Origin of the sequence: Chryseobacterium carnipullorum (assembly GCF_003815695.1) — a bacterium.
In the GTDB taxonomy this organism is placed as follows: domain Bacteria; phylum Bacteroidota; class Bacteroidia; order Flavobacteriales; family Weeksellaceae; genus Chryseobacterium; species Chryseobacterium carnipullorum.
In genome coordinates, this window is sequence record NZ_CP033920.1 from 1,190,440 (window position 1) to 1,216,199 (window position 25,760).

At 36.8% G+C, this 25,760-nt stretch carries 28 protein-coding genes; 3 read left to right on the forward strand and 25 right to left on the reverse strand.

The features are described from left to right. Nucleotides 1-59: 59 nt before the first annotated feature. Together EG346_RS05525 and EG346_RS05530 are read right to left on the reverse strand one after the other, a co-directional pair. On the reverse strand, nt 60-983 hold the full coding sequence (locus EG346_RS05525) for a DUF3078 domain-containing protein (protein ID WP_123877245.1): 924 nt from the start codon (nt 981-983) through the stop codon (nt 60-62). A gap of 234 nt (nt 984-1,217) precedes the next feature. Further along, a complete protein-coding gene (locus EG346_RS05530; RefSeq protein WP_073328089.1) occupies nt 1,218-2,144 on the reverse strand; it encodes a DUF3078 domain-containing protein in 927 nt (308 codons plus the stop codon). A 257-nt stretch (nt 2,145-2,401) separates the two neighbouring features. Here EG346_RS05530 and EG346_RS05535 point away from each other — a divergent pair, with 257 nt between their 5' ends. The 3 genes from EG346_RS05535 to gdhA all read left to right on the forward strand — a co-directional run bounded on the left by EG346_RS05535 (nt 2,402) and on the right by gdhA (nt 6,027). Next, nucleotides 2,402-3,169 carry a rhomboid family intramembrane serine protease gene (locus EG346_RS05535; protein ID WP_123877246.1) on the forward strand — a complete coding sequence of 256 codons (768 nt, stop codon included), beginning with the start codon at nt 2,402-2,404 and terminating at the stop codon, nt 3,167-3,169. 199 nt (nt 3,170-3,368) lie between these two features. Then, nucleotides 3,369-4,478 (forward strand): DNA-processing protein DprA, encoded by a 1,110-nt coding sequence (gene dprA, locus EG346_RS05540; RefSeq protein ID WP_123877247.1) that lies wholly within the window; start codon nt 3,369-3,371, stop codon nt 4,476-4,478. A 190-nt stretch (nt 4,479-4,668) separates the two neighbouring features. Next, nucleotides 4,669-6,027 (forward strand): NADP-specific glutamate dehydrogenase, encoded by a 1,359-nt coding sequence (gene gdhA / locus EG346_RS05545; RefSeq protein ID WP_034739395.1) that lies wholly within the window; start codon nt 4,669-4,671, stop codon nt 6,025-6,027. 230 nt (nt 6,028-6,257) lie between these two features. Here gdhA and EG346_RS05550 read toward each other — a convergent pair whose 3' ends face one another. The 23 genes from EG346_RS05550 to EG346_RS05645 form a co-directional block, all read right to left on the reverse strand. Further along, the gene (locus EG346_RS05550) at nt 6,258-6,572 is read right to left on the reverse strand and encodes a hypothetical protein (protein ID WP_123877248.1); all 315 of its coding nucleotides are present in this window, start codon (nt 6,570-6,572) and stop codon (nt 6,258-6,260) included. Nucleotides 6,573-6,686: 114 nt separating this feature from the next. Next, nucleotides 6,687-7,175, reverse strand: a complete 489-nt coding sequence (locus EG346_RS05555; RefSeq protein ID WP_123877249.1) for a YkgJ family cysteine cluster protein — start codon at nt 7,173-7,175, stop codon at nt 6,687-6,689. Continuing rightward, nucleotides 7,176-8,147: an ion channel gene (locus EG346_RS05560; protein ID WP_123877250.1), complete on the reverse strand. Its 972-nt coding sequence runs from the start codon at nt 8,145-8,147 to the stop codon at nt 7,176-7,178. Nucleotides 8,148-8,513: 366 nt separating this feature from the next. Then, a complete protein-coding gene (locus tag EG346_RS05565) occupies nt 8,514-9,314 on the reverse strand; it encodes a CPBP family intramembrane glutamic endopeptidase (RefSeq protein ID WP_123877251.1) in 801 nt (266 codons plus the stop codon). 42 nt (nt 9,315-9,356) lie between these two features. After that, nucleotides 9,357-10,748 (reverse strand): S41 family peptidase, encoded by a 1,392-nt coding sequence (locus tag EG346_RS05570; RefSeq protein WP_123877252.1) that lies wholly within the window; start codon nt 10,746-10,748, stop codon nt 9,357-9,359. Further along, a complete protein-coding gene (locus EG346_RS05575; protein ID WP_123877253.1) occupies nt 10,741-11,427 on the reverse strand; it encodes a hypothetical protein in 687 nt (228 codons plus the stop codon). Before EG346_RS05575 ends, EG346_RS05570 begins: the two co-directional genes overlap by 8 nt. Then, nucleotides 11,427-11,840: a DUF2141 domain-containing protein gene (locus EG346_RS05580; protein WP_123877254.1), complete on the reverse strand. Its 414-nt coding sequence runs from the start codon at nt 11,838-11,840 to the stop codon at nt 11,427-11,429. Before EG346_RS05580 ends, EG346_RS05575 begins: the two co-directional genes overlap by 1 nt. A gap of 45 nt (nt 11,841-11,885) precedes the next feature. Next, nucleotides 11,886-14,081 (reverse strand): TonB-dependent receptor, encoded by a 2,196-nt coding sequence (locus EG346_RS05585; RefSeq protein ID WP_123877255.1) that lies wholly within the window; start codon nt 14,079-14,081, stop codon nt 11,886-11,888. A gap of 2 nt (nt 14,082-14,083) precedes the next feature. Then, complete coding sequence (locus EG346_RS05590) at nt 14,084-15,133, reverse strand: LpxL/LpxP family acyltransferase (RefSeq protein ID WP_123877256.1); 1,050 nt, start codon at nt 15,131-15,133, stop codon at nt 14,084-14,086. Beyond that, entirely contained in the window at nt 15,123-15,875 is a 753-nt protein-coding gene (locus EG346_RS05595; RefSeq protein ID WP_123877257.1) for an alpha/beta fold hydrolase, read from the reverse strand. The genes EG346_RS05590 and EG346_RS05595 overlap by 11 nt, the downstream gene beginning before the upstream one ends. After that, nucleotides 15,853-17,076 (reverse strand): arginase family protein, encoded by a 1,224-nt coding sequence (locus EG346_RS05600; RefSeq protein WP_123877258.1) that lies wholly within the window; start codon nt 17,074-17,076, stop codon nt 15,853-15,855. Before EG346_RS05600 ends, EG346_RS05595 begins: the two co-directional genes overlap by 23 nt. Before the next feature lies 1 nt (nt 17,077). Further along, on the reverse strand, nt 17,078-18,256 hold the full coding sequence (locus tag EG346_RS05605; protein WP_123877259.1) for a M50 family metallopeptidase: 1,179 nt from the start codon (nt 18,254-18,256) through the stop codon (nt 17,078-17,080). 214 nt (nt 18,257-18,470) lie between these two features. Beyond that, a complete protein-coding gene (locus tag EG346_RS24740) occupies nt 18,471-18,608 on the reverse strand; it encodes a hypothetical protein (RefSeq protein ID WP_164466338.1) in 138 nt (45 codons plus the stop codon). 256 nt (nt 18,609-18,864) lie between these two features. After that, nucleotides 18,865-19,002: a hypothetical protein gene (locus tag EG346_RS24745; RefSeq protein WP_164466339.1), complete on the reverse strand. Its 138-nt coding sequence runs from the start codon at nt 19,000-19,002 to the stop codon at nt 18,865-18,867. Nucleotides 19,003-19,057: 55 nt separating this feature from the next. Then, nucleotides 19,058-19,195, reverse strand: coding sequence for a hypothetical protein (locus EG346_RS24750; protein WP_164466340.1), 138 nt, complete (start codon nt 19,193-19,195; stop codon nt 19,058-19,060). A 246-nt stretch (nt 19,196-19,441) separates the two neighbouring features. Next, entirely contained in the window at nt 19,442-19,735 is a 294-nt protein-coding gene (locus EG346_RS05610) for an ApeE family acyl carrier protein (protein ID WP_123877260.1), read from the reverse strand. A 4-nt stretch (nt 19,736-19,739) separates the two neighbouring features. Then, entirely contained in the window at nt 19,740-20,966 is a 1,227-nt protein-coding gene (locus EG346_RS05615) for a beta-ketoacyl-[acyl-carrier-protein] synthase family protein (RefSeq protein WP_123877261.1), read from the reverse strand. Nucleotides 20,967-21,002: 36 nt separating this feature from the next. Beyond that, complete coding sequence (locus tag EG346_RS05620) at nt 21,003-21,749, reverse strand: SDR family oxidoreductase (protein ID WP_123877262.1); 747 nt, start codon at nt 21,747-21,749, stop codon at nt 21,003-21,005. Continuing rightward, entirely contained in the window at nt 21,746-22,930 is a 1,185-nt protein-coding gene (locus EG346_RS05625; protein WP_164466341.1) for a beta-ketoacyl synthase N-terminal-like domain-containing protein, read from the reverse strand. Before EG346_RS05625 ends, EG346_RS05620 begins: the two co-directional genes overlap by 4 nt. Nucleotides 22,931-22,937: 7 nt before the next feature. Further along, nucleotides 22,938-23,366: a 3-hydroxyacyl-ACP dehydratase FabZ family protein gene (locus EG346_RS05630; RefSeq protein ID WP_164466375.1), complete on the reverse strand. Its 429-nt coding sequence runs from the start codon at nt 23,364-23,366 to the stop codon at nt 22,938-22,940. A 19-nt stretch (nt 23,367-23,385) separates the two neighbouring features. Continuing rightward, entirely contained in the window at nt 23,386-23,850 is a 465-nt protein-coding gene (locus tag EG346_RS05635) for a 4'-phosphopantetheinyl transferase family protein (protein ID WP_073328141.1), read from the reverse strand. Continuing rightward, nucleotides 23,825-25,213: an AMP-binding protein gene (locus tag EG346_RS05640; RefSeq protein WP_073328144.1), complete on the reverse strand. Its 1,389-nt coding sequence runs from the start codon at nt 25,211-25,213 to the stop codon at nt 23,825-23,827. The genes EG346_RS05635 and EG346_RS05640 overlap by 26 nt, the downstream gene beginning before the upstream one ends. Next, nucleotides 25,213-25,626, reverse strand: a complete 414-nt coding sequence (locus tag EG346_RS05645; RefSeq protein WP_073328146.1) for a hypothetical protein — start codon at nt 25,624-25,626, stop codon at nt 25,213-25,215. The genes EG346_RS05640 and EG346_RS05645 overlap by 1 nt, the downstream gene beginning before the upstream one ends. Nucleotides 25,627-25,760 lie beyond the last annotated feature (134 nt).

Sequence of the window (25,760 nt, forward strand, 5' to 3'; positions counted from 1 at the left end):
TTGATACCAAAAAAAGCACTTCTAATTGAAGTGCTTTTTTACTGATCTCTGGTTCCGAATTATTTCTTCATCCAGGACTGATTATCTTTCCTATCAGAACGTTTCTTCCCATTGTCTATATTATAGGCGAATCCTACGCCTAACGTCTGTTTAAGCTGTGTTTTCTGAATCTGGTTGTGGTCATACAAAAGATCCAGTGTAATATTGGTTGAAATAAACTTATTGATCTTCATATTAAGGATTCCACTGTATCCAAGGACCAGTCTGTCAGGATGGTCAAGATAGTTTGAAAATACAGAAGCTGTATTGGTCAGATTGATATTCTCCATAATTTTGATCTTGTAAATGGCTGTTCCAAGAAAACCGAACTGAAAAAGAGAAGAATCACCATCGTTTTTAAGTCCGTACGTTCCTGCTGTCTGAAGATCTTCATCCAGAACAAAAGTCCATCTCGCATTGGCAGGGCGAAGCGTTAATGTAAAGTTGTCATTGGGACGGTAAGTAACACCGGCACCCATATTAAGGTATCCAGGAGCCATAAAATTAGAGATCTTTTTGGCATCAGGATTATTTCCATCTTCATACCCTCCTGCAAACTGTGTCTGAAGACCGATGCCTCCCGAAATATACCAGTTTTTGGCAAATTCCCTTCCATAATTGGTTGACAGATTGATTACATCCTGCGTTTTTCTGGTTCCTATACCTTTTGTATTGTTTTGCCCATAGCCCAGAATAATGATGTTTTCCCAAAGGTCTTTGCCTTTTTCATAAGTAAGGTTATAGTTAACCCCGGCAAGCCAGCCTACATTATTGGCTCCTCCTCCTACCCAGTTTGAAAAGGCAGCCTGGTTGAGCATTAATGTATTTTGTCCCTGGATAGACCATGCTTTTACAGTATCTGTTGTAGCAGCATCGGGTTTGACTTCCTGAGCTATTGTGCTTATTCCAAAAGATATGGAAGCGGCCAATAAAAGTTTTTTCATAAGTAAGGATTTTTCGTTACAAAAATATACATATAATTTTTGTTAAAAAAATAATCACCTCTCTTTGAAATATTAAAATCATTATTTAATGCATTAAAAATAGATAAGTTACTCTCAAAAAAAGCAATAAAAAGAGTAAAATGAACTTATGAAAACTTAAAATATTTTATCGTTAGGCAACTAAAAAAGCACCTCATACTGAAGTGCTTTTATATTGGAATTACAAACTGTAATCTATTTTTTTATCCACCATTGACTGTCTTTCCGGTCAGAACGCTTTACACCATTATTCAGTATATAGGCAAATCCTATCCCAAGGGTCTGCTTAAGCTGAGTTTTCTGGACCTGATTATGATCATAAAGAAGATCTAATGTTATATTGGATGAAATAAATTTATTGACTTTAAAATTCACAGCCGCTCCATACGCAAGAACGAGTCTTTCAGGATGATCCAGATAATTGGAAAAAACAGAGGCCGTATTGGTGATATGAACATTCTCCATCAATTTTACTTTATACAGCGCCGTTCCCAGAAAACCGAACTGTAACAAGGAAGTATCACCATCACTTTTCAATCCGTAGCTTCCTGCAAACTGAAGTTCTTTATCCAGAACAAAGGTCCATCTGGCGTTGGTAGGACGCAGAGTCACCGTCAGATTATCGTTGGGCCTGTACGTGATCCCCATCCCGAGGTTAAGATAACCAGGAGCCATAAAATTGGATGTTTTTTTTGCCGCAGGATTATTTCCATCTTCATATCCGGCAGCAAACTGTGACTGTAAACCAGCCCCTAGAGAGAAATACCAGCTTTGAGAAAATTTTCGCCCATAATTGGTAGAAATATTGATAACATCCTGTGTTTTCCTTACCCCAAGACCTTTCGTATCATTCTGCCCGTAATCTATTGCAATAATATTTTCCCAGAGGTCATTGTCTTTTTCATAGGTGATATTGTAATTCACTCCGGCAAGCCATCCTACATTGTTGGCTCCCCCGCCAGCCCAGTTTGAAAAGGCTGCCTGATTGATCATTAAACTGTTTTTTCCTAATACCGACCAGTATTTTACCGTATCCACGACTACTGAATCTTTTTTCAATTCTTCTTGTGCACTTGCATAAATCCCCATAGAAAAGGAAAGAATCAATAAAAACTTCTTCATTATTTTACATGATTTTCATTACAAAAATATTAATATAATTTTTTTTAAAGCAAATTCAGGGTTATAAAAACCTTTAAATAAGCAAAATTCATTTCAGACAACCAAAAACAAGCCAGTTTAATACATTCAATGTCAAAATATTAAGTTCTGTACTTTAAAATTGGAACCTTTTGTCTCAAAATAAAGGGTCCTGATCATTATACATCGACAAATTTTCCGAAATTGATCATTGGCTTTTGATTTGACGTACCCTCCACATGTTTAAAAATATAATTTCCAAAAGAGCTGTTTTAACTCCATTGCTGATGCTTTCTGCGATGTGGTCCGGCTACTTTCTGCAGATGCAGGGCTTTTTCCAAAGCTGTTTTGGGGCCATTATACCGCTATTACCGGAAGGCTTGCTGGGCATCATCACGGCTCCCCTTCTGCATGGAAATATTGATCATATTATAGGAAACTCTATTCCGGTAGCCGTTCTACTTTTTCTTCTCTATCAGTTCTATCCGCTCGTTGCCAATAAGGTCTTTATGATCGGCTGGTTGGCTACTGGACTTCTTGTATGGATGTTGCCTCCAATAGATATCCTTACAGGCGATTATATGTATACCTGCACCATTGGGGCCAGCGGAGTGGTGTACGTCCTTGCTTTCTTCCTTTTTTTCAGTGGCGTCTTCAAATGGAACATGAAGCTGCTTACGATATCTCTTCTTGTCGTTTTATACTATGGGAGTTTGATCTGGGGGATGTTTCCGGAGGAATTATTCTATAATCTTCAGGAACCGAGTAAAATTTCCTGGCAAGCCCATCTTTCCGGAGCTGTTGTGGGAAGCATTATTGCTTTTGCTTTTAAAAATGTCGGGGAAAAAAAGAAAAAATACATCTGGGAATTTCCCAATTATTATAGTGAAAAGGACGATAAACTGTGGCAGGAATACAAGGAAAATCATCCTGATGACTTCCTGGAGCTTCCCTATAAGAAAAGAGATGACATTTGGGATCACTTGGACGAATTAAGAAGAAAGTAAAAAAAATTTAAGTTCAGAGAGAAAGGAAGGTTCAAAGTTGCCAGTCCATTTTTAATCTCTGAATTTTATAAAGAAGTAATACAAAAAAAAACAAACCTCTGACTATTAATTGGAGAATCAATTATCTCCTATGTAAGCTTAAGGTTTCCTGACAATATTCAACTCAGGTTATTTTATTACATTTGAACAAAAAACACACATGATCTCCGAAGAACATCTTTATGCCATCGCTTTGCGCGAATGCAGCCTGATTGGCGACATTAATTTTCATAAGCTAATAAGAACCTTTGGAACTGCGGAGGAAGTCTGGAAAAGGGCAAAAAAAGAATATACTAAAACAGATGGTATCGGCAGAAAAACAGTTTCTGATATCGGAAATGAAGACTATTTGAAATTTGCCGAAAAAGAAATACAGTTCTGTGAAAAAAACAATATTAGGATTTTGCTTCGATACTTTAATGAGCTCCCTCATCTGCTCAACGAATGTGATGACTCCCCTGCAATTCTCTATCAAAAAGGAAATTTTGACGATTCATTACAAAAAATCAGCATTGTAGGAACCCGAAATATGACTTCCTATGGCCAACAGTTTATCTGGGATTTCTTAGAAGCTGCTTCATCCTCCAAATGCATATCAGTGAGCGGATTAGCTCTTGGCGTAGATAAGGAGGTTCATGAACAATCTATTCACTATAAAATACCGACCGTCGCCGTGCTGGCTCATGGTTTCCATATGCTGTATCCTTCCAAAAATAAAAAGCTCTCCGAAAAGATTCTGGAAGAAGGCGGCGCTCTGTTCACCGAATTCAATTCATCCAGAAAGCCCGACCGCGAAAATTTCATTCAAAGAAACAGAATTATAGCTGGAATGTCTCCCTCAACCATCGTTGTTGAGACCGGATTTGGAGGTGGATCTGTAAGCACGGCAGCTTTTGCCAATGATTATAACCGCGAAGTTTTTGCATTGCCGGGTAAGATCACAGATCCTTACAGTCAGGGGTGTAATCAATTGATTTTTCAGAATAAAGCAGCAGCTATTTCTACTGTAAAAGATCTTGTGGATTCATTGGGATTCAATCATTCAAAAGAGAAAGTAGCCGAGTTGTTCCCTTACAGTGAAATAAGTATACAACTTACTGAAAATCAAGAATCCATTTATCAGTCGATCAAAGCCAATCCTCAGGTGTCTCTGGATGATCTGGCGCAGATGGTTTCAGTGCCTTCTTATAAAATTCTTCCTGTAATCTTGGAATTAGAGCTTTTGGGGAAAGTAAAATCATTTTCCGGGAGGCAATTTAGTGCAATTTGATAATTAACGATTTCTTAATATTGCATTATTTGAGACGTAACTTTTAATTTTCAACAAAATTTGACTACTAATTATCAATTTAATAATATTTCGGGACATTATTATTTAATTTTCAGCAATGTTGAAATACAGTATTGTGAATCTTGAAAAAAAAATTAAATTTGTTGACAATAATATTCAACCCTAATATATGGAACAATATAATATTGACCAGAAAATCCAGGAGTTTATTGCCAAGATTGAAGCAAAAAATCCTAATGAACCAGAATTTTTACAAGCCGTAAAAGAAGTAGCTGTGACTGTAATTCCGTTTATTATGACCAAAAAGGAATATACAGGAATGAAGCTTCTAGAGAGAATGGCTGAACCTGAAAGAGTTATAATTTTCAGAGTTCCATGGGTTGATGACAAAGGAGAGATCCAGGTAAACAGAGGATTCAGAATCCAGATGAACTCTGCGATCGGACCATACAAAGGAGGAATTCGTTTCCACCCTACTGTAAACCTTTCAGTTCTTAAGTTCCTTGCTTTCGAGCAGGTATTTAAAAACTCATTGACTACTCTTCCAATGGGCGGAGGTAAAGGAGGTTCAGATTTCGATCCACAAGGAAAATCTGATATGGAAGTAATGCGTTTCTGCCAGGCTTTCATGACTGAATTATGCAAGCATATCGGTCCTGAAACAGACGTACCTGCAGGAGACATTGGTGTAGGCGCTAGAGAGATCGGATATCTTTTCGGACAATACAAAAAAGTAAGAAACGAATTTACAGGAGTACTTACAGGAAAAGGTCTTGCCTACGGAGGTTCACTTATCCGTCCTGAAGCTACAGGATACGGTGTGGTATACTTCGCAGAGCAGATGCTTAAGACGATCAATGAAACTTTCAAAGATAAAATTGTAAGTGTTTCAGGTTTCGGAAATGTAGCCTGGGGCGTGATCAAGAAAGCGACTGAGCTTGGCGCTAAAGTAGTAACGATTTCTGGTCCTGACGGATACATCTATGATAAAGATGGTATCAGCGGAGAAAAAATCGATTATTTATTAGAACTGAGATCTTCCGGAAACAACAGAGCCGAAGACTATGCGAAAAAATATCCTTCTGCTGAGTTCCATGCCGGAAAACGTCCTTGGGAAGTTAAATGTGATGTTGCATTCCCTTCTGCTACACAAAACGAACTTGATCTTGAAGATGCTAAAGTTTTGGTAGAAAACGGATGTGTTTGCGTTACTGAAGCAGCCAATATGCCATCTACTTTAGATGCCATCAATTATTTCCTGGATAATAAAATATTATTCTCGCCTGGTAAAGCTTCCAATGCCGGAGGTGTAGCTACTTCAGGTCTTGAGATGACGCAGAACTCTATCCGTCTTAACTGGACTTCTGAAGAAGTTGACGCAAGATTGAAAGAGATCATGATCGGAATTCACAAGGCTTGCAGAGATTATGGTAAAGATGAAAACGGATACGTAAACTACGTGAAAGGTGCAAACATTGCCGGCTTCGTGAAAGTAGCAGAAGCAATGCTAGCTCAGGGTGTAGTATAAAAATAATAAAGGTTGGGAAAGTTCCCAGCCTTTTTTGATAAAGCCTGTTCCCGGGATAATGGGAAAAAAGTAAAAAGTGAAAGGAGAAAGCGCTGTCCCTGTACAGCGCTTTTTTTATTTTTAAAGAAGGAAAGATATATTCAAAAATATGGACGAGTATATTCATTTAAAGATTACAAAAAATCCTGAGACACTATGCCTCAGGACTCCCTTTCTACTTTGTTCAATATTTACTTCGGCGACTTTGATTTTTTCTTGGCTTTTCTTTCTTCTTTGGTGGCTTCTGAAGGTTTTGCAGCATCTGTCGTAGTTTCAGCATTCACCGTTACTGTAGCATCAGCTGTAGTGGCAGGAGTTGCTGCACCGTCTACCGTGGCAGTTGCCGTTGTATTTTGTTTCTGAGCATCTGCAGAGCTGCCCGTTGGTGTATTCTGCTGTTGAGTTTGAGTGGTATCGGCTGGTTTTTGAGGTGTTGTCTGTGTTTGTGCCGATACTGCGATTACACCGACTAAAGCAAACGCTGCTGTTAAAACTAACTTTTTCATACTATTAATATTTAAATGGTTGTTTAAATTAAACGACGCAGTTTTTATTAAATTATATGTAATTGTCTTATTTAACGTACTTTATTATTATTTAAGAGATTTTACAAAGTGGTATTACTTTGAAATATTCTTCATCATTTTTTCCACGAATTCAAATGCGGCCGGACAGATAACAGTGTTTTTCAGCATAAGATCATTGATCTGATAGATCTTTTTACGGTCAGTATGCGGATACTCGCGACAGGCTTTCGGCCTTACTTCATAGATGGAGCAGGTATTGTCATTATTCAGAAAAAAGCAGGGAAGATTCTGGAGTACCTTATCATTATCTTCATCTACCCTCAAAAACTTTGACTCAAAATCAGCCTGCTTCATACGCAGGTGCTTGGAAATGCGTTCAATGTCTTTTTCTGTGTATAAAGGGCCGGTTGTTTTACAGCAATTGGCACACTGCAGACAATCTACTTCATCAAAAACTTCTTCATGGGTTTCCTGAACTATATAATCAAGGTTTTTGGGCGGCTTCTTTTTCAATCCGTCCAGAAATTTTTTATGTTCTTTCTGCTTCTGTAAAGCCTGTTTTTTATAGAGGTCTAAATTCATTTATTCATGATCTGCAGCCGTAGCCGGAAGATCCGTTTTTTGATATTCGTTAATTTTATCGAGATCCAAAATGGTTGTCTGATCATTATTATCAGGATAGTACATGGGAACAAATTTAGCTCCATAAACAATTTCTTTTGAGACATACGAAGATCGCTGTACCACCGTATTGGAAAAGACTTCATCAAAAGCACGGACCTGAACAATAATTTCAATATCTGTATTTTGAAAATCTTCTTCAGAAAAGCCATAAAATGGTGAGTCTTCTGTGATCTCATGCACCACCGTCCAGTTCAGTGCCAGCGTATTAATTTTGCTTAAGTGTGTCTTTAAGGAATAAAAATTACTTTTCGGAGCTCCACTTTCAATCACTTCAATCGCTGCAGAAACAATCACATCAGCATCCGTTAACGCATTATTTTTGAAAGGCGCAAGCCTGAACATTAGCGCCCTTGAATCTTTAAACGGCGCTATTACTGCAATATCCGAAAATCTTAGGTAAGCTCTGGGACGTGAAAATCTTCCGTAAAAAAGCCCGGTTGCAATGGCAAAGGTAAGCAACCCCAGAAAAGCTTCAAATGTCGCCACCAGGCTTGCTGTAAATCCTACCGGCGCAATTCTTCCATAACCCACCGTAGTAAAAGTTTGTGAGCTGAAGAAAAACACATCAATAAACTCATTGAGAGGATCACTTTTATCGATTCCGGTAAGGTGCTCTACTCCAATGAGGTAATAAATCAATGCGAATACGAGATTAATCAGAATATACGCGATCACCAGATAGGACAGAAAACGGAAAGTCGACAGGTTAAGCATCGTGTGATACCAGCTCAGCCTATTGAATACATTTACACCTCTTCGCTTGACATTCGGAAGTCCATCTTTGTTAATAAACCTTCCGGATGCATTGCTTCCGAAACCACTGTTTTCGGTATTTTTCTGACGGATCTTCTGTCTGAAGCCTCTTGCCATTTTTATATCATTTAATAATTGTCCGGATCACTAAAAAAACAAATTTGTCTTTAGCTAATCATCTTATTTATACTGCAAAGATAAAATATTGTTTTCATGAAATTTATCAAAAGCTTTTGATAAAGTGCACTACCACAACTTAAAAATAATCATAGATCTAAATTCGAATTATTCTGATTTAGGACCAAGTCTAAATTTTGATGATAGGAAACCCTTCAACAATAGGCTTATATATTGGAAAAGGAAACCTAAAAGGTCTCCTTTTCTCATATCAAAAATATTTTTTATCATATAAAATTTAATAACAAATTCCAGGTGAAATTATTGATTTTAAGGAAGATGATTCTATAAGGGAATACAATCTCCTTATCTGATTTGATTTATATATTTTCCAGAATTAAATTTCCAAAGAGTTTTTCTATTGACGGAGAGGGGGATTTCATTTTTCAGTTTAAAGCGGATTGTATAAATAACAGAGAAGGCAACCGTTAACAATCTGCAAATATTAGAACCCCATGACCCTATCACCGTATCATCAAAATTAAAGACCATCCAGATTAGGTTCATGAAAGAGTGAAGGATAACCGGAATCCAAAGATTGAAATCCCATTCTGTATAAAGCCAGGCATATAATATAGAAGCAAGGAAAGTAAGTGTAAAAATTTCAACAAGATCAATAACCTGTGTTCCTTGATAAAGATGCCCGAGTGCAAAAATAAATGAAGCAACAGCCACAGAAGGTAAAAATCCCAATCTGACAAACCTGAATAAGATTCCAAAAATAAATGCCCTGTAGATTGTCTCCTCAAATAATCCTGCCAAAAAACTTTTGGCAAAAAGATTAGCTGGATCTATCTGAGTATTCAGCTTACTGAAAAATATCCCGTATAATGCCATAGGAAGGATAAATAATAATGAAAGTCCTATGCCTTTAGTCAGTCCACGAGGAGTCAACCCTATCACCTGCAAAGTATTTCCGCCGGCTATGATCCGTATAGAAACCAATAATGGGATCACAGACAGAACGTAAACCAGAAAATAAGACAGCAAAGGAAAATGGATATATGCATCAAAAAACTTCATAACTACCTCGAAATGATACGATACCAAGAAATACAAAGCATATGAAAATATAGGGATAAGAAATAATTTAAAGCTGTTTTTCATATTTTACGTTTGAATAATAAAGATAAAAAATTATCACAATGATCAATACACCTCAAGAGCCTTTCTCAGTACATTATCATCATTACTTAAAAAGCTTTCAACATCTGTTTCCAATTCAAAATCCGGGGTAATTCCCTGTCTTTGAGTGGAGTTTCTGTCCAAAACAATTCTGTATAAAGGGATTTTCACCTCTATTTTGGTTTCCGGCAGAGTAACTGTGGGAAATGCCCCACCGTTATTACCGTTGTATCCTCCTGAAGGTCTGGTTCCGATAATTTTTACGTTTTCAAATTTTCTTTTTAAAATGGTCACACACATAGTGGATGATGAGGCGGTACCTTCATCAGTAAGAATTTTTATTGATTTTATATTATTATTCTTTAAAGATCTGTACCGGTAACGGTACGCCCTTGTATCTGAATTTATTTTTTTAGATGAAAAAATATTTTCAAAAGTGTACTTTACTTTAGACAAACCGAAGTATAGCTTTCCTTTTGTATTCAAATGTCTGAACAGGTCGTTTTTTCTGTAATCAATATCATATCCAAAAGGCTCTGATACCAGATTCTGGCACAGAAACATCGCAGATCTCATGCTACCACCTAAATTCCCTCTTAAATCAATAATCAGATTTTCCGTATTGTTGTCCTTAAAAAACCTGAACACCTTTTTGAAGAATCTCTTTGATGGACCATCGAAACCTGAAATCTTAAGTATTCCTGTATTTCCGGCCATCTGCAAACTGTTAGTGCCCATAGATACCGCAGAATACGTTTTCTTTTTCTCCGGTGAGGTGGTATCAATTCTTTCCGGAACCGGAACTTTATAAAGATCAAAAGTTCCTGTTCCAGTCAGAACGGTCACGGCATCACTTTTTGCAAAGTATTCTGCCAGAAGAACGGAAAAATTCCTAATAAAAAAATATTCTCCAAAACCGCTTCCTCCTCCATCACTTCCCACCATTTGATTGAGATTACTAAAAATTTTTTCGATGGGAATATTGTTAATGCTAATAATTCTGCTGCCTATCCACTTTTTGTCATTTGCCATGGTGATGAAAAAACCATTATTTATCATTATCTCCAAAGGAACTTTATGTTCAGGGGTAAACCTTGGTTTTGTAACTCCTGTATGAATACAGCCCAGCTTATAAAATATTTTTCCAAGAATAATTCTATACTGAAAAAATGATATTGAATCTGTCTGAATTTCTTCCCTGCCTGCAGAAATGACCTCTGAAATTTCTGAACTGTCCAGATAGTCGCTGTATAAAGGATGCCCCTTTATAACAGTTTCAAAATAGTTCAGATCATTCAGAACATCTTTCTTTGAATAGTTTTGTGCTGGAATCATTTGCATAACAAAGGTTAAAAAGCAAAATAAAACGGTATTCCTTACAGAAAATTTCAGTCTTTCTGCACCTCTATTACTCATTTTTACAGGTGCAGCTTTGAATGATCTTATTGGCTACTACAGAGCCTCCCCATGTAGGATAGATATTGCTAAGCCTTTTTACTTCCCCCAGATCTTCGGCAAAGTATTTATTGGCAAGGAAAAGCTCTTTACACAGATCCGGATATTTAGATTTAAGAAACTGTGCCATTCCTTCTTTGAATAAAGTGTTCAGGAATAGTGCTCTGGGATTGTTGTTGATTTTTATAGCCTTTTCAAATGCGTTGTTCACTTCTCCGGAATACTGCGGTCCGTTTTTCATAGGATCCATGCTTACAGCCGATAAAAACAGAAAGCCCTTTAATGCATAGGCCTCGCTTTTCTCTTTATTATCCTTACTCATATCGATCAGTTGACTGATGTTCTGGGAACAAAAACTGAAAATACTGTTTTTTTCCTCTTCACTTTTACTATCTCTCAGAATCAATAATTTAAAGTAAATAAGGTAATACTTAGCACCCCAGTCATTCTTGTATTTACTGCTGAGCCTCTCCATCATCTGCGATTCTTTACGGAGAGATTCTACAGAATATTCTTTTTCCAGATTTTCAAGAGATTTCAAAACGACTTCCTGGGTTTCTTTTTCAATGGATGAATTTTGAGCATGTACAGCGATACCTGCAAAAATTAAAACCAGTATAAGATAAATTCGTACTTTCATTATTTTAGATTTATTGTTATTGAATTGTTGGTTTTCACAGTAAATGAGGCTTCTTCAAATTTCGGAGGACCGAATGACCCTCTTGCATTTTGAGAAAATCCGTAAGGTTCAAGGGGTATTCCAAGAAAATTTTTATCCAGTTTGGCATTAGTATTTTCGTCCAGGTAAGCAGACACTGAAATCGATTTACCCACTCCCATATTTTTTATTACAAAGTGTTTTTTGCTTCCGCTGTAGCTGGTACTGAATCGGGCAACCGCAGTCTGAAGAAACTTTTCTGAATTATCATACACAGCAATATACAATGTCCCTGTTTTAGACTCAGAAGTGGTAAAAGAAATAGATACATTTTTCTTCTGCTGGGAATTACAAAAGTTAAAAATTAAAATACATAAAAAAATGAGATGTTTCATATTCTTGTTTTTTTGATATTATACTGATCGATGACCAGGCTGTTGTTATAAATCTTTTACTTTATCTTTTGTTGATCTGGAACCTCCGATGGTGTAAAACACACCCAGGAAATAAAACCTGTCGGATACTGGCAAAATCATCTGTTCCTGGCGCATTCCGTTGCTGTCTAAATCGCCATAGTTATACCCCGCTATATTTTTGAAATTAAAAATATTGGAAACTGATCCATGGATATAAAATTTGTTTGAAAACAGGTAGGTAAGATTCAAGTTTACAGAATTATAAGGTTTTATTCTAGAGTTTTGAAATCCGTCTTTACTATTCGGATTGGTATAAGGTTCTCCACTGGAAAACAAATAGGATAATCCTACCATACTGTTGACCGCATCCAGCCAAAACTGGGTATTAACAGTGAAGTTATGCTTGGAATAAAAAGGCGGTGTGGCCAGTGAAGGATAATTCTGATAATCTCTTTTGGAGTTCAGAAAGGTATAAGATATCCTGTAATCAAAATTATTGAATGTTTTTTTGTCATAGAAGAATATATCCACCCCTTCTGCATATCCGTACCCGTCATTGTTAAAATTAATCGGCTGTCTTGAGTTCGGTGCATAGACAAATTTGGTCAAGTCACTATATTTTTTCTTGAATGCATCGATGAAGATGGTTCTGTTGTTTTTTTCATAGTAAATGTTCACACCATACTGCTCTGCTCTTTCGCTTTTAAGATTGCTCTTGAAATCGAATACAAGGTCACCATTACGGGGGCTTTGATAGTACTGTCCGTAGTACAGGGAATATTTAATTCCGTTTGGACTCTTGTATTCTCCCCTAATTCTGGGAGAGATCTTAATGTCTTTTGTATAAGAATAATAATCCTGTCTGATACCGGCATTCAAAGTAAATCCTTTTTTGAATTTATAGGAATTTTCAGAAAAGAAGGCAATAATATTGTTATCGATGGATCTATCCAGTCTGTTTTTGGTATTCGTTGCGTCCACATAATCTATGAAATAATGTACATTAATGAATTCTGTCCCGAATGTACTGCTCAGGTTCTTTACAGGTGTGAAAGAAAGCTGGGATTTGATGTGAAGCATGTTATTATCCACCTTGGATTTATCATTTTCAGAGAATATTCCGGCAATATTTCTTTTATTGAAATTATAGGCTATTCCTGAAAAAAACTTTACCTTATCCAGGTTCAGGTTAATGGTTTGATTGGAGTAGATATTTCCTTCATACAATACGGTATTGACCATATTATTTGATATAGCGATGTCATCTCGCTGATAATCAAAAGTGGTATAATCAAACCTGTTATATGATTTTATATATCCGTTTTTAATCTTATAAGTGGCGGCCAGTTCGCTGCCAGCCATATTATAATCTTTGTTCCAGTGGTATCTTGAAGGAAATACAGCTCTGTAAGGCTGGAGATTCAGATATTCCACCTTCGCCATCAGCGTAAGGTTATCACTAATTTTATTCGTCATAGAAACATCTGCCCCAACGCTTTTTACAGAAAGCTCAAGTTCTTTATCTACGTCATTAGATTTTGTATTGAGTGATAAAACGCTAGACAACGCCTGCCCGTACTCTGAAGAAAAGCCCGATGTTGCAAAAGAAACACCACTGAAAATCATTGGTGAAAAACGGCTTCTTGCAGGTATACTTGGTCCTGCGGTTCCAAAGGGACTGCTCATCAGCATATTGTTAATCATTACTGCGGATTCTGTCTGGTCGCCTCCCCTTACGAATAATCGCCCGTCATTGGGGTTAAGCTGCACTCCGGGATATGATTTGATAACAGCCGCCATTACATCTCCCAGAGAATTGGGGGTCAGGATAAGGTCCATGGGATTTAGTGCAGACAGCTGCCCATCTCCGTTTCTTTTTCCTTTTATGATATTGATTCCTTCTATTCCTGTAGTCCGGCTTTTATACAAGGTGGTCTTGCCCAGATCGATTTCACCTGGTTTTACTTTGTATTCTCCCTCTCCATGGTCATAGCCGTCTTTCTGAAAAATAATTTTAAACTGACCCGGTTTATCCGAATCCGCTTCAAAAGCAAAAATACCTTTCTGATCTGAGGAAGTTCCGAAGAGTGTTCCGTCTATAAAAACATTTACGTTTTCAATGGGTTTGTTATATTCATCCACAACAACTCCTGAAATATGAGTTTGTGCGTAATAATAATTTTGTATAAAAACCGCTATTATCAATAATTTCTTATACATATTTACTGGTTTTTCAGAAGGGTAAACTGTTCTTGGCTTATAGGATATACAACGTAGTACAGTCTGTCGAACAGGTAAGCATTATCATCAATTTTAAAAACCGCAAATTTGCCGTTCTCCATATCTTTTTTTTCAAGTTTAAGGATATCTATGGTCTGGTCTTTATTCAAAAGAACATCATTTGAAAGATATTTATGAAGATAAAACCAGGCTTCCCACTGATTCGGATATTTTTTAATATACTTTTCGAAATGTGAATAGATCAGCCTGATCGCTCTGTCTGAAAAGTCATCGATATTTGCTGTGGTGTCCACAGGAATCTCTTCAAAGAAATGAACATGCGGATGAAGTTTATCTTCTGAATAATAGGTAATAAACGGCACGATCGGCGTTTTTGTAAAGTAGGCTATTTTGGCAAGCCCAGTCCGTGAATAAAGATGATCTGCAAGGAAATCTACTTTAATGGTTTTTTCTTTATTGTATACCCCTTTATATCCTGAATTTCCGTCCAAATAGGCATATAATGAATATCCCTTTTTAATTAACTGGGATATTTCTATTACAGTATTGGCTTTTTCTACATTGATAACTTTAAGGCTGTTGGTGACCTGGAACAGCTTGCAAAAACGCTCGTTAATTTCCAGAATTGTTTTTGCCTGTTTGTTGTAGGTATTTTCATCAACAATCAGGGCTATTTTATCGATCCCGTTCAGGATCAGAACGCTGATAGCCGCTTTGCAGAATCCAAGATGGCACGTTATGTAGATCTTAGGTTTGGAATCCATTTCAGTATCAAGGTTTTTTCCTACCTGATCAGAAAACTGCTGGATTTCTGTGAGGTCAAATTCTCTCAGTCTCATGGTTGTTATAATATCCAGATAAAGCTCCCAATGGTCTTCTTTCGGAATTTCGGGCATGAAGCGGCTTAAATTTGCGGACATAAAGTGAAAGTCCTTCGTCTGCTCTTCTTCTCTTTTTTTTATTTCTTTCTGTGCAGTGACTTCTTTTATAGATTTCCTTACTTCGTATACTCGGTTTGTATTATTGCTCATGGTGCAGTGCTTTTTTGATTATCTCTATTGCTTTTGGGTTGTTATTGAGTGTAAAATGCCCAAAATCTTCATACTCTTTAAAATGGCAGGATGGGTATATCTGCAAAATTTTTTTTTTGTACTCTTTTTTCAGTGTCACGTCCTGTTTACCTACGATGATCAGAGGATGTAATCTGTTGTTTACGATCTTAGTCGTGTCAGTGAGATGCTTCAACTGCCTGATGATTGCTTCTCTAAGGTTGTGTCTTTTCACGTAAAATAAAAACATGATAGCCAGGAACGGGTTTTCTTTTCTTTCTTTTTCAGTATAACAATACTCTATCAATTTCACCGAAAACTCATTCAGATCTTTACATAAGACCTCAGCAAGGGATTTATAATACACTAGATCTTCCTCTTCTACATTGGGAGGTGTTCCTATGAGGATCAGGTTTCTCACTTCGTATATCTCGGCCAGGTGCATGGCTACCTTCCCGCCATAGCTACAACCTATTAGGAAGGTTTCTTTCTGTTCAAGCTGTTCAAGTTCGATTTTCAAATTTTCAACCAGATTTAAAAAATGGTCTTCAGGCTCTGCCTTGTTATCCAGATATCCCGGGTAATCGACAAAAATTAGCTCATATTCTGCAAATTCTTCTTTAACATGCACAATATCTGTCCAGTAAGAGCTATCCATTCCCATAGGATTCAGAAAAACGATCCTCTGTGTATAATGGCTGTTATATACTTCTTTGATCAGCATTTTTCTTGATGCTATTAATCAGATCGAATATCATCTGACAAACAATCTGAGGAGATTGGTCATTACTATCAGGATAGACTTCTACAATATCACAACCTACTATATCCCTATCTGTCAGAACATTCCGGATCAATTGCTGGCACTCTTCAAAGGTTAACCCATTAATAACTGGTGTAGAGGTATTATTAAAATAAGCAGGATCCAGAACATCAAAATCAAACGTCACGTAGAATTTTTTTCCGGCAGGTAGATTAGCCAATGACAGATTATTTTTCAGGGCCTTTTTTATTTCATGTGCCCATATGATGGTTCGGTTTTCATTTGAAGTCTGACGGTTATTTACAATTCCGCGGATTCCGAATTGAAATGCATGCTTGAGTCCATCATCAAAACATTTGGTCATAAAGTTTCCATGATGATGCACTGTATCAGTATTTTTGATGTTATCATAGCTGGAGGTGTAGGTATCGGTGTGTGCATCAAAATGCAAAACACAAAGATCATCTCCGTATTTATCTATAGCACCTTTAATAAGGGGATAACTTATTGAATGATCTCCTCCGATAAAGAAAGGAACCAGATTACATGTGCTGAAACATGTTCTGGAAATTTCATAAATTTTTTCATACATAAATCCGGGAGATTCATGGGTATTGAAAAATATATTTCCGTAGTCGAAAATTTCGCCTTGTTTAATAGCGGTCATCAGCTGATGATAGTCTTCCTCCGTTCCTCCGAAAACATCAGGTTTTATCTGTGACGTAGCAGAAAGATCCAACCCATATTTTTTGGTATAAGCTCTCAATGAATTAGCTAACTGAGACGATTGAATATTCTCTTTGTTACCAATTCCCAGCGGCACTCCTATGAAACCAAATGATTTCTTGTCAAGAGGAGCCGCAATACTTTTATACGGCAAATTAAATAAATGCGGTGTATGCGGTGTGATCTGGGTAACGGTGTCTTTATAGTTGTTATCAAGAACAATATAACTTTTGGCAGCCAGTGTTTTCAGAATTCCCCCCAGGTCTTCATTGATATCTTCAAATCTTTCTTCCAGTTCCCGGTATGGCTTGGGTATTTTCAGGAAATCTATAATTTCAAAAATACGGTCTCCACACAGGAGCTTTTCGCCGGTAATTGAATTGACTAATTTATTTTCTTCTTTATGAACGTATGGATTGGTGTGTAGTGTATTCATGTCAGTATATTTTTGATCTTACAGTTTTGTATAATGTTTTAAGAAGTTTGGTAAAATAAATCATCAGCAAGGTCAGAATTGCAAATTTATAGACCAGCTTAAGGATAGAACAAGCATCCATATTCTCCACTTTGAGAATACTTCCGAAAGTATTGATATAAGTTCCCAGGAAATTAATAATAGCCAGTGCAAGCATAATATTAACTCCCACTTTCAACACTGAATAGATGATCAGTGGCGGGTTATAAGGATTCATATATTTTCTCTCATCCTCAATAAAAAAAGAGGAAAGTGGCCAGATGATCTTTTTCATCCAGAACCGGATACACATCTGGTATTTTTTGCTGAGATTGGGCAGATTGAACAAATCACTGTAAAGCCAGTATCCATCAAACTTGAAAAACGGAAATAAGTTGACAAGCATGGTAATTCCGTTGATAATAAAAACATTGTGAAGTATGTATCTTATATTATCATTAAGATCTATATAGGTATAACAGCAAAACAGAAGAACTCCTAATATAGACTGAAAGAAAATTCCTCCCAGATTAACCACGACCCTTTTGTATCTGCTTAATGCCCACACATTCGTTACATCTGCATAAAAAACAGGAAATATAAGATACAGCCCAAAGCCGATAGAATATGTTTTCTGTTTAAAAAACTGTGTTGCGGTCACATGTCCCAGCTCATGGATAATAAGAATAAAAAATAAACAGAGATAGGTGACAAAATATACCCCCAGCGTATCAGTACAATACTCTCCGCCCATATCATGTTGTGGCAGAAATGCCAGCTTATACAAATTGAACAGAAGAAATAAGATCAGGACCGGCCAGAATATATAAGGCTTTATCAGGAATCGTAAGGCATCTGCTATTTTCTTATAATGTTTCGGAAAAAGAAGATCTACCTTGTACCACATAAAAGACAGGTTGTGCACTTTTTCTTTTTTCAGCAGTGGGGTCACAATATCCGTTATACTTTTTTGAAGCTCTTCCGGAGTTGAGGTAATATCATACTTTTGATAAAGCAGCTTACTGATTTCATCAAAAGTATGGCCTTCCTTCACTTCCAGAAAGATGGTGTAGGTCACTTCATTTATTTCGTAATATTTCTCATTGATAATCAACAGATATCTACCGTTATCCTTTATGATATCAAAATCACTTGTATTCATGTAATCAACAACTAAAATTAAATCTGAATTTTTATTACAGCAATGTGATCCTGAAGTTATATAAGTGATTATCTTATGAATCACAGACCACTCAAAAGCTTCCATTCCGAAGCTATTCTGTCAATACTCTTATTTATATACTTACCTATATGATCAGATCATTATGGTAAAAATGTAAGGCGGGGCTTTCACCCCGCTTTACAATAGCCAGGTCTTAAAGAACTGATGCTTCCAGTCTAACATCTGCTCTGTTTCCATTGCATCTGTCAACATCCAGAGAAACTACTGAAGTTTCGAATCTTTCTTCCAGCTCGATGATAGAGATAGAATTAGTTAAATTCTTGTTTTCCATGAGAATTGAATTTTAAAGGTTAATATTTAATTTTTATTAAAGGTGACTTTCATCAAGTCTTACTAGCTAATTGAAGCTTCCAATCTAACATCTGCTCTGTTATCATTGCATCTGTCAATATCTAAAGAAACAACCGAAGTTTCGAATCTCTCTTCCAGCTCAACGATAGAGATAGAATTAGTTAAATTCTTGTTTTTCATCAGAATTAAATTTTAAGGATTAATATTAGTTTTTTAATCAGAAGACTATGATCATCTTAAAGTGCAGATGCCTCCAGTCTTACGTCTGCTGTGTTACGGCTGCATCTTTCAGCATCCAGAGAAACAACAGAAGTTTCGAATCTTTCTTCCAGCTCAACGATAGAGATAGAATTAGACAAATTCTTGTTTTTCATGAGAATTTAAATTTTAAGGTTAATATTAGTTTTTGATCAGAAGACGATGATCATCTTAAAGTGCAGATGCCTCTAATCTTACGTCTGCTGTGTTACGGCTGCATCTTTCAGCATCCAGAGAAACAACAGAAGTTTCGAATCTTTCTTCCAGCTCAACGATAGAGATAGAATTAGTTAAATTTTTGTTTTCCATGAGAAATTAAATTTAAATGGGGTTAATAATATTCTTGAAGTCAAACATGACTTGTAAAAAGTCCTTCAATTTTAAAATTGATAGCATATCTATATCCGTCCCATGCTAAAAAGCATAGAGAAATACAATTCTTAAAATATAAATGAGGGTGATTTCCGCTTATGGAAATATTGAATTTTGAACTTCCGTCTTCAACTTAATGGGCAAGCTAAATATTTTCCGGAAAGAGATTGCAAGAGTGGCAGTCTAGTTTTCAACCTTCTCTTCTATCAGGTTTCCTTTTTCGATAACCAGATCAGCCAAAGAATTAATATTCATGAATGTCTGCTCATTAAATTCCGAAGGATCTATATTATACTTTTCAGACAATACGGTCGCTATTTCCAGAACAACCAGCGAATCCTGAATGATCCCGCTTTCAGGATCGTCTTCACTCCCGAAAAGGCTTTTTTCGTTGTCAATCTGATCCGGTGTCATATCCAGTTTCAGCACATCAATGATAATCTCTTTAATTTCTTTTTTGATTAAATCTGTTTCCATATTCTTAATTTTTTTTTAATATTAAACTTGTCATACATCCACCGAATGCAAATGAATTCGAGATGGCTGTATTGATTTTTTCCTTTACAGCTTTGCGTGGAATCACTACATTTTCAGGGATATCGATCATCATGTGATCATCCGGCAGTAAATTGGGCGGAACAAATGAATGGTTCATGGCCAGTATCGTAAGGGCTGCTTCCATAGCTCCGGCAGCTCCGAGGCAATGACCGGTCTGGCTTTTGGTGGAACTGATGAACAGGACATCCTTTTTATCTCCCTGATCCAGAAGTTTGCTGATCCCGAGAAGCTCACTTCCATCGTTGGTAGGTGTTGCGGTACCGTGGGCATTAATATAATCTATATCATTGATGGTGATGCCCCCTCTCTTCAAGGCGCCATCCATACAGTTATACACTGTGCTTCCATCAGATTTTAAAGCTGTAGGATGATGTGCTTCATTCATAAAGTAATAAGACAATACTTCTGCGTAGATCTCTTTTTTATTTTCTATAGCGTGATCGTAATCTTCAAGAACCAAAAATACAGAACCATCTCCCAGCATCAGTCCGTCTCTTGTTTTGGAGAAAGGGGTACAGTATGTTTTAGATAAGGCATGAAGGCAGTTGAATCCAGAAAAAGCGAGTTCTGAAAAAATATCAACTCCTCCTGCTATCACTGTCTTATACTTTCCGGTTCTTATAAGATCCAGCCCTCTCCCTATGGAATTGGCACTGGCCGAGCAGGCTGTAGAAATGGTAGAAGACTGACCTCTGATCCCGAAATGCTTGCATATATCTCCGGTAATTGTCTGCACGGAATGAGATGAGAGGTAAAGCAGTTCGTCGGTAAGTTCAAGAGTAGAGATAAATTCTTTATAATACTCTGTAAAACTATGTCCTGAGCCTATTGAAGAGCCTACAACCAGGGCAGCGTCTTTCAGCTCCGCCTTGGTAAGCCGTGCATCTTTTACGGCTTCATCAATACTGTGTACAGCACAGCTGAATTGAATAGTCTTGTCGTCTTTTGATATTTCATTCAGGTACTCATGATCTATACAGAAGGCTTTATCATTTCTGTAAAACTTATGATTGACATCAAATCTCTTTATATTTCTTGTACAAAGCTCGTTATCCGTGAGAGCATTGATGTGATCTGCCTTATTCTTTCCTAAAGAACTTAGCATTCCTATCCCCGTAACTACAACTCTTTTTTTATTAATTTCGCTCATATGGTCATATCAATAGATTACTTACCCTTCTAATTTTTATCCTGTAATACCTCCGTCCACAATGATTTCCTGTCCGGTAAGGTATTCCGGAGAAGAACTTCCCAGATAGTGTGCTACGTCTGCAATCTCTTCCGGCATTCCCATTCTTTTATAGATGCTGTTGTCTATTCTCATTTTCAGGTATTTTTCCGGAACGTCATTGGTACTTTCTGTGCTTACAAAGCCTGGTGCTACAGAGTTGATAATAATTCCCATCCCTCCTACTTCTTTTACGATCGATTTAGAGAAACCGATGATCGCTCCTTTAGAGGCTGCGTAAGGTGAATGTCCTGGATTACCCTTTGTTCCTGCAATAGAGGTAATGTTGACAATACGCCCTCCTTTGTTTCGGATAAATATGGGCAGTACTTCCCTCACCGCGTTCACTACAGACATCAGATTCATTGACAGTATTTCCTGGAAATATTCATTGCTGCAGAACATAAAAGGTTTAAGTTTCCCGTGACCCCCTACATTATTGATCAGTGCAGAGAGGGAAGAAAATTCTTCTTTGTTCTCTTTAAAAAGTCTTTTAACATCAGCAGCATCAGCCATATCACATTTGTAGCTTTTTGCCGATGGGCATTTGTAATTCTCATTAATATATTTAACAAGTTCAAGCGCTTCCTGATCACTACTTTTATATGTAAATAAAACTTCACATCCTTCCTTTGCAAATTTCAGGGCTATACTCTTCCCTATTCCTCTGGAACCGCCAGATATCAGTACTTTTTTTGCTGTCATTGGTATTTTTTTAATAGTAAAACTGTATTATTTCCTCCTAATGAATAGTTGTGAACCAGCGTAAAACTGTTTTCGTGGTCCGGTGTTACGCCAAGTGAAATATTATGGGGAATATCTTCTATGCTTACATATTCTGAAGGCTTGTAAGGTTCGGTAACAAACGGAGCGATAACATTCAGGTTGCTGAAACCTGACAGCCCTTCTCCCAGGAGCAATTTAATATTGCTGTAATTGAATTTGTAAGGAAGAGGTTTTAATGCCATAAATTCATATTTTTTAATCTGCCAGGGGAGACATGATGTTCCCAGGATATTAATGGAGGCTTCTTTTTTGATTTCATTGTTCTGCAATATCTTCTCTACGTTGAACCTGAGCTCTTCCGCATCTCTTTCGAATATAGTATACGAAGAGGTAGAGTCCATATAAGAATGATAATCAATTATTTCACCATATATTTTAGCATTTCTCTTCAGAGCGGACTCCAGCGTTTCTATCACTACAAATCCTGCAGATTCGCTGAAAATATTCTTATTGTCTGCATTCATCATATCTTCCTGCATGGAAGCACCGGTAGCTTCTACTGCCTTCTTTTTCTTTTCAAGATTAAAAAGAGTAAGCTCCTTGATCTCATCCACTCCTCCGCAAATCACAATATCACAATGTCCGTTCCTGATGAGGTCAATTCCGTATACCACACTTTCTTCTCCGTACACGAAAGAGCTTGGACCTTTTATTTTAAATGCTCTCGAAACATCTCCCAGCACACTGTTTGATGTTGCCTTCGAAAAATTAAACGGGCTAAGCCTGTCCGGACCCTTGGTAAAAAGGGTGGTAAGAAAGTTCTGGATTTCGGCGCTGGGTCCCAGCGTATTGGTAATGATCAGTCCCGTGTTATCCAGCAAATCACTTTCGTACAAATTCGCATCATGCAATGCATTGATGCAGGCTTTCATAGCAATACTTGAAAGCTGATTGGGAAACGGAGCCTTCATAGGCAGATATTTGCTGATATCTATTGCCGGAATCTGACCGAAATAAATATCTCCGATATCATACTTAGTCCAAGAATGATCACTTGAAAATGAAAAAGCCCTCTTGGAAATGCTTTCTGCAAAATCCTGGTTCTCCAATCCTTTTGGAGTAACGGCTCCCCAACCTGTAAAAACGATTCTCTTTTCCAAAATTCAATTATTTTAAAACTAATTCTGCAAGGCAGACTACTTTATCTTCTGAGGTCACTTCACATTCAAAGGTGTAAAACCCCATAATGATGGACTTTAACTTTGATGAAATTCTTAATCTTTGTTCCGGGTATACTTCCTGGTTAAATGTTGTGTTTTTAATTTTTATAGCTCTACCAAGAATGGAACCCGGAACTTTTGAATATTCAAGATTAAGACGAATAAATAATCCGCAAGTCTGAAACATTGTTTCTACCAGTATAACTCCCGGAGTTATCGGGTTTCCTTCAAAATGTCCCTTAAAAAAATAATTATCTTCTCTAAAAAATGCTTCTGAAATCAGATGGGTATTGGGTTCGAATTCAACTATTTTCTCAACCAACAGCATGGGCGGTCTATGCGGCAACAGTTGTGAGGGTGAAGGAAAGTTTTTCATATAATGGTATTGATTTTTTTTATTTTTTATTACAAATAGCACAGGCATACTCATCATCAATGTTAATCTCTTTAAAATACACTGAGCTGATATCTATTTCACTTTGGTAGGCGTTAATAAGTTTTAGTTTTAATAATTTCACCATTGCTTCCAGCTTTACCCAGTCATTCACATTATGCACCGGCATTATATGTCCGTAAAGCCTGTTAATAAACGGGTAACACTTTTGATTGATTTCTCTTTTCCATTCAATATCGATTCCTATCGGTCTCAAAGAAACAGCACAGATAACCAGATGACGTGAATGGGAAATGCTTATATAATATTCAGAGTCTTTAATAAAAGGTTCTCCGTTATTTCCTTTTTCAATCATAATCTTCTTTCCGAAAAAGGAACTCACTAAATCCTCTGCAACTCCTGTTTTTGTTTCCTCACTATAGGTATACAAGAGATAAATATTATTTGGTAAACTGATGACTTTCATTCTGCAGCATGACTTCAATATGATCAAGCATCCCTGAATCTATACGACCGGATAAAATAGAGCTGAAATCGGTGTTGGAAAATGTCCTTTTGGAATTAACCCATAAATTGATCGACAGCCGGTCATTTTTCATTGCCGTATTTACCTTCAGAAGACTTGGAATATTATTAAAAAAGAGGTCCTGAATTTCAAAATCCCAAATCTTAAATGGACTGAAGTAATCTGAATTCCTTCCGATGATATAAAATTTTTCATTCTCAATATACACGAGATCTGAGGTCAGCACTTTGTTGGGATCTCCCATATATTCGCTCCCATTCAGGTATCCGTTAAAAACCGAAGGCGTGTTAATCGTAAGGCTGTAGATGTCCTTCTGATGATATGTGGCAAAAAAAACATCTTTTTCCAGGGAAATATTTTCCAAAGGGACTCCCAGATAATTCGGTTCAAAATCTTCCTTATCCGAGTATCTGATCTTATAGGTAGCTACTCTAGGCCCTGCTTCTGATGTACCATAGGTTTTGTAATAGGAAGGAACAGGAAACTGACCTGTAAACTTCAGAAAACATGTTTTCCCTATGTAACCTCCTCCTATACTTATAAATTCCAAAGTTCTGCATGCATCACCAAGCTTTACATTGTAGGCCAGTAAAGTCCTTAGAAGTGTGGGCGTAATAAAAAAATTGGTTGCATTGTATTTTTCTATATATGAAACTAAATTCAGAGCAATAAATTTATAAGATGACAGAATTAAGTTTCCTCCCGACAAGAGATGAGAAAAGAACTGTGCTACCAAAGCATATGAATAATACAACGGCAGGCATACAATACTGGTATGGCTACTGCTGATCTCCAGAGAACTTACATTAGACCTGATATTCTGCAATATACTATTCGAAGAATGCATAATGTATTTCCTTACTTTTGTGGTTCCGGAACTTGACAATACTACAGAGGTATTTTTAAGCGGCCTGTCCCGGTGATCATTTCTTATAAGTATATCCCCATATGGAGTTTTGTGTAGTTCGTAATCAAAATCAAAGGGAATACAAGAGTTATCCTGTGTAATAATTGAGTAAAAAAACGGAACTCCCTCCAGGTTTTCTTTTGTACATTCAATCAGGAGCACACAGCCGCCTTTCTTCAGGATCAATAAATAAAGAATAATCAAATTTATTGTATTACCCTGATAGTCTATAACAAACAACTTATTTTCAAAATCAGTCTCTGAAAAATTCTTTTCCAAAGATTCAACTTCCAATAATATTTCAAGATAGGTCATCTTTCTATTATTAAAATCAAGAATCCAAGAACCTGAATGGGTCAGCAGGCTGGTATGAATTTCATTCCACAGCGAGCTCATCACTCTGTTTTTAGTAAAACGTTAGTAATAAATTTCTTATAATCACTGCTGAAAGGTTTTTCATCAAGACTCGCTACCTGCGCTTCCAGTTCTTTTTTGTCTTGAATGATATTTTGGGAAAAACCCAGCCCTCTTGGAATATTGCTTTCGATAAGGTATCTCAGGAATACTACTTCATATCTGTTTTCTGCATCTGCACTTTCTACTGCAGAGGTGATCTCTTTATTGAAAGTTGACAGGTACTGTATTTTTTTCAGCGGGCTGATAACAGTTTTTGCTCTGTATGCATTGGCTACAGCACCAAATGAAACATTTAAGCAGTTACCCTTATCCAGGTTTTCAGCTGAAGCAATAAATTTTTTGATTTCTTTTTTATTGCCTTCTCTACAATTAATTAATAGATCTCTGATCATGCGTAGATATTTTAAAATTGGACATCTTTTACTTACAGCGGGTGACTCTTGACATTTGATATTTTCCTTAAAAAATTTTGTTATTAAAAGAAGATTTTCAAACTTTTATCAGAACAACTGTATTGGCTCATACA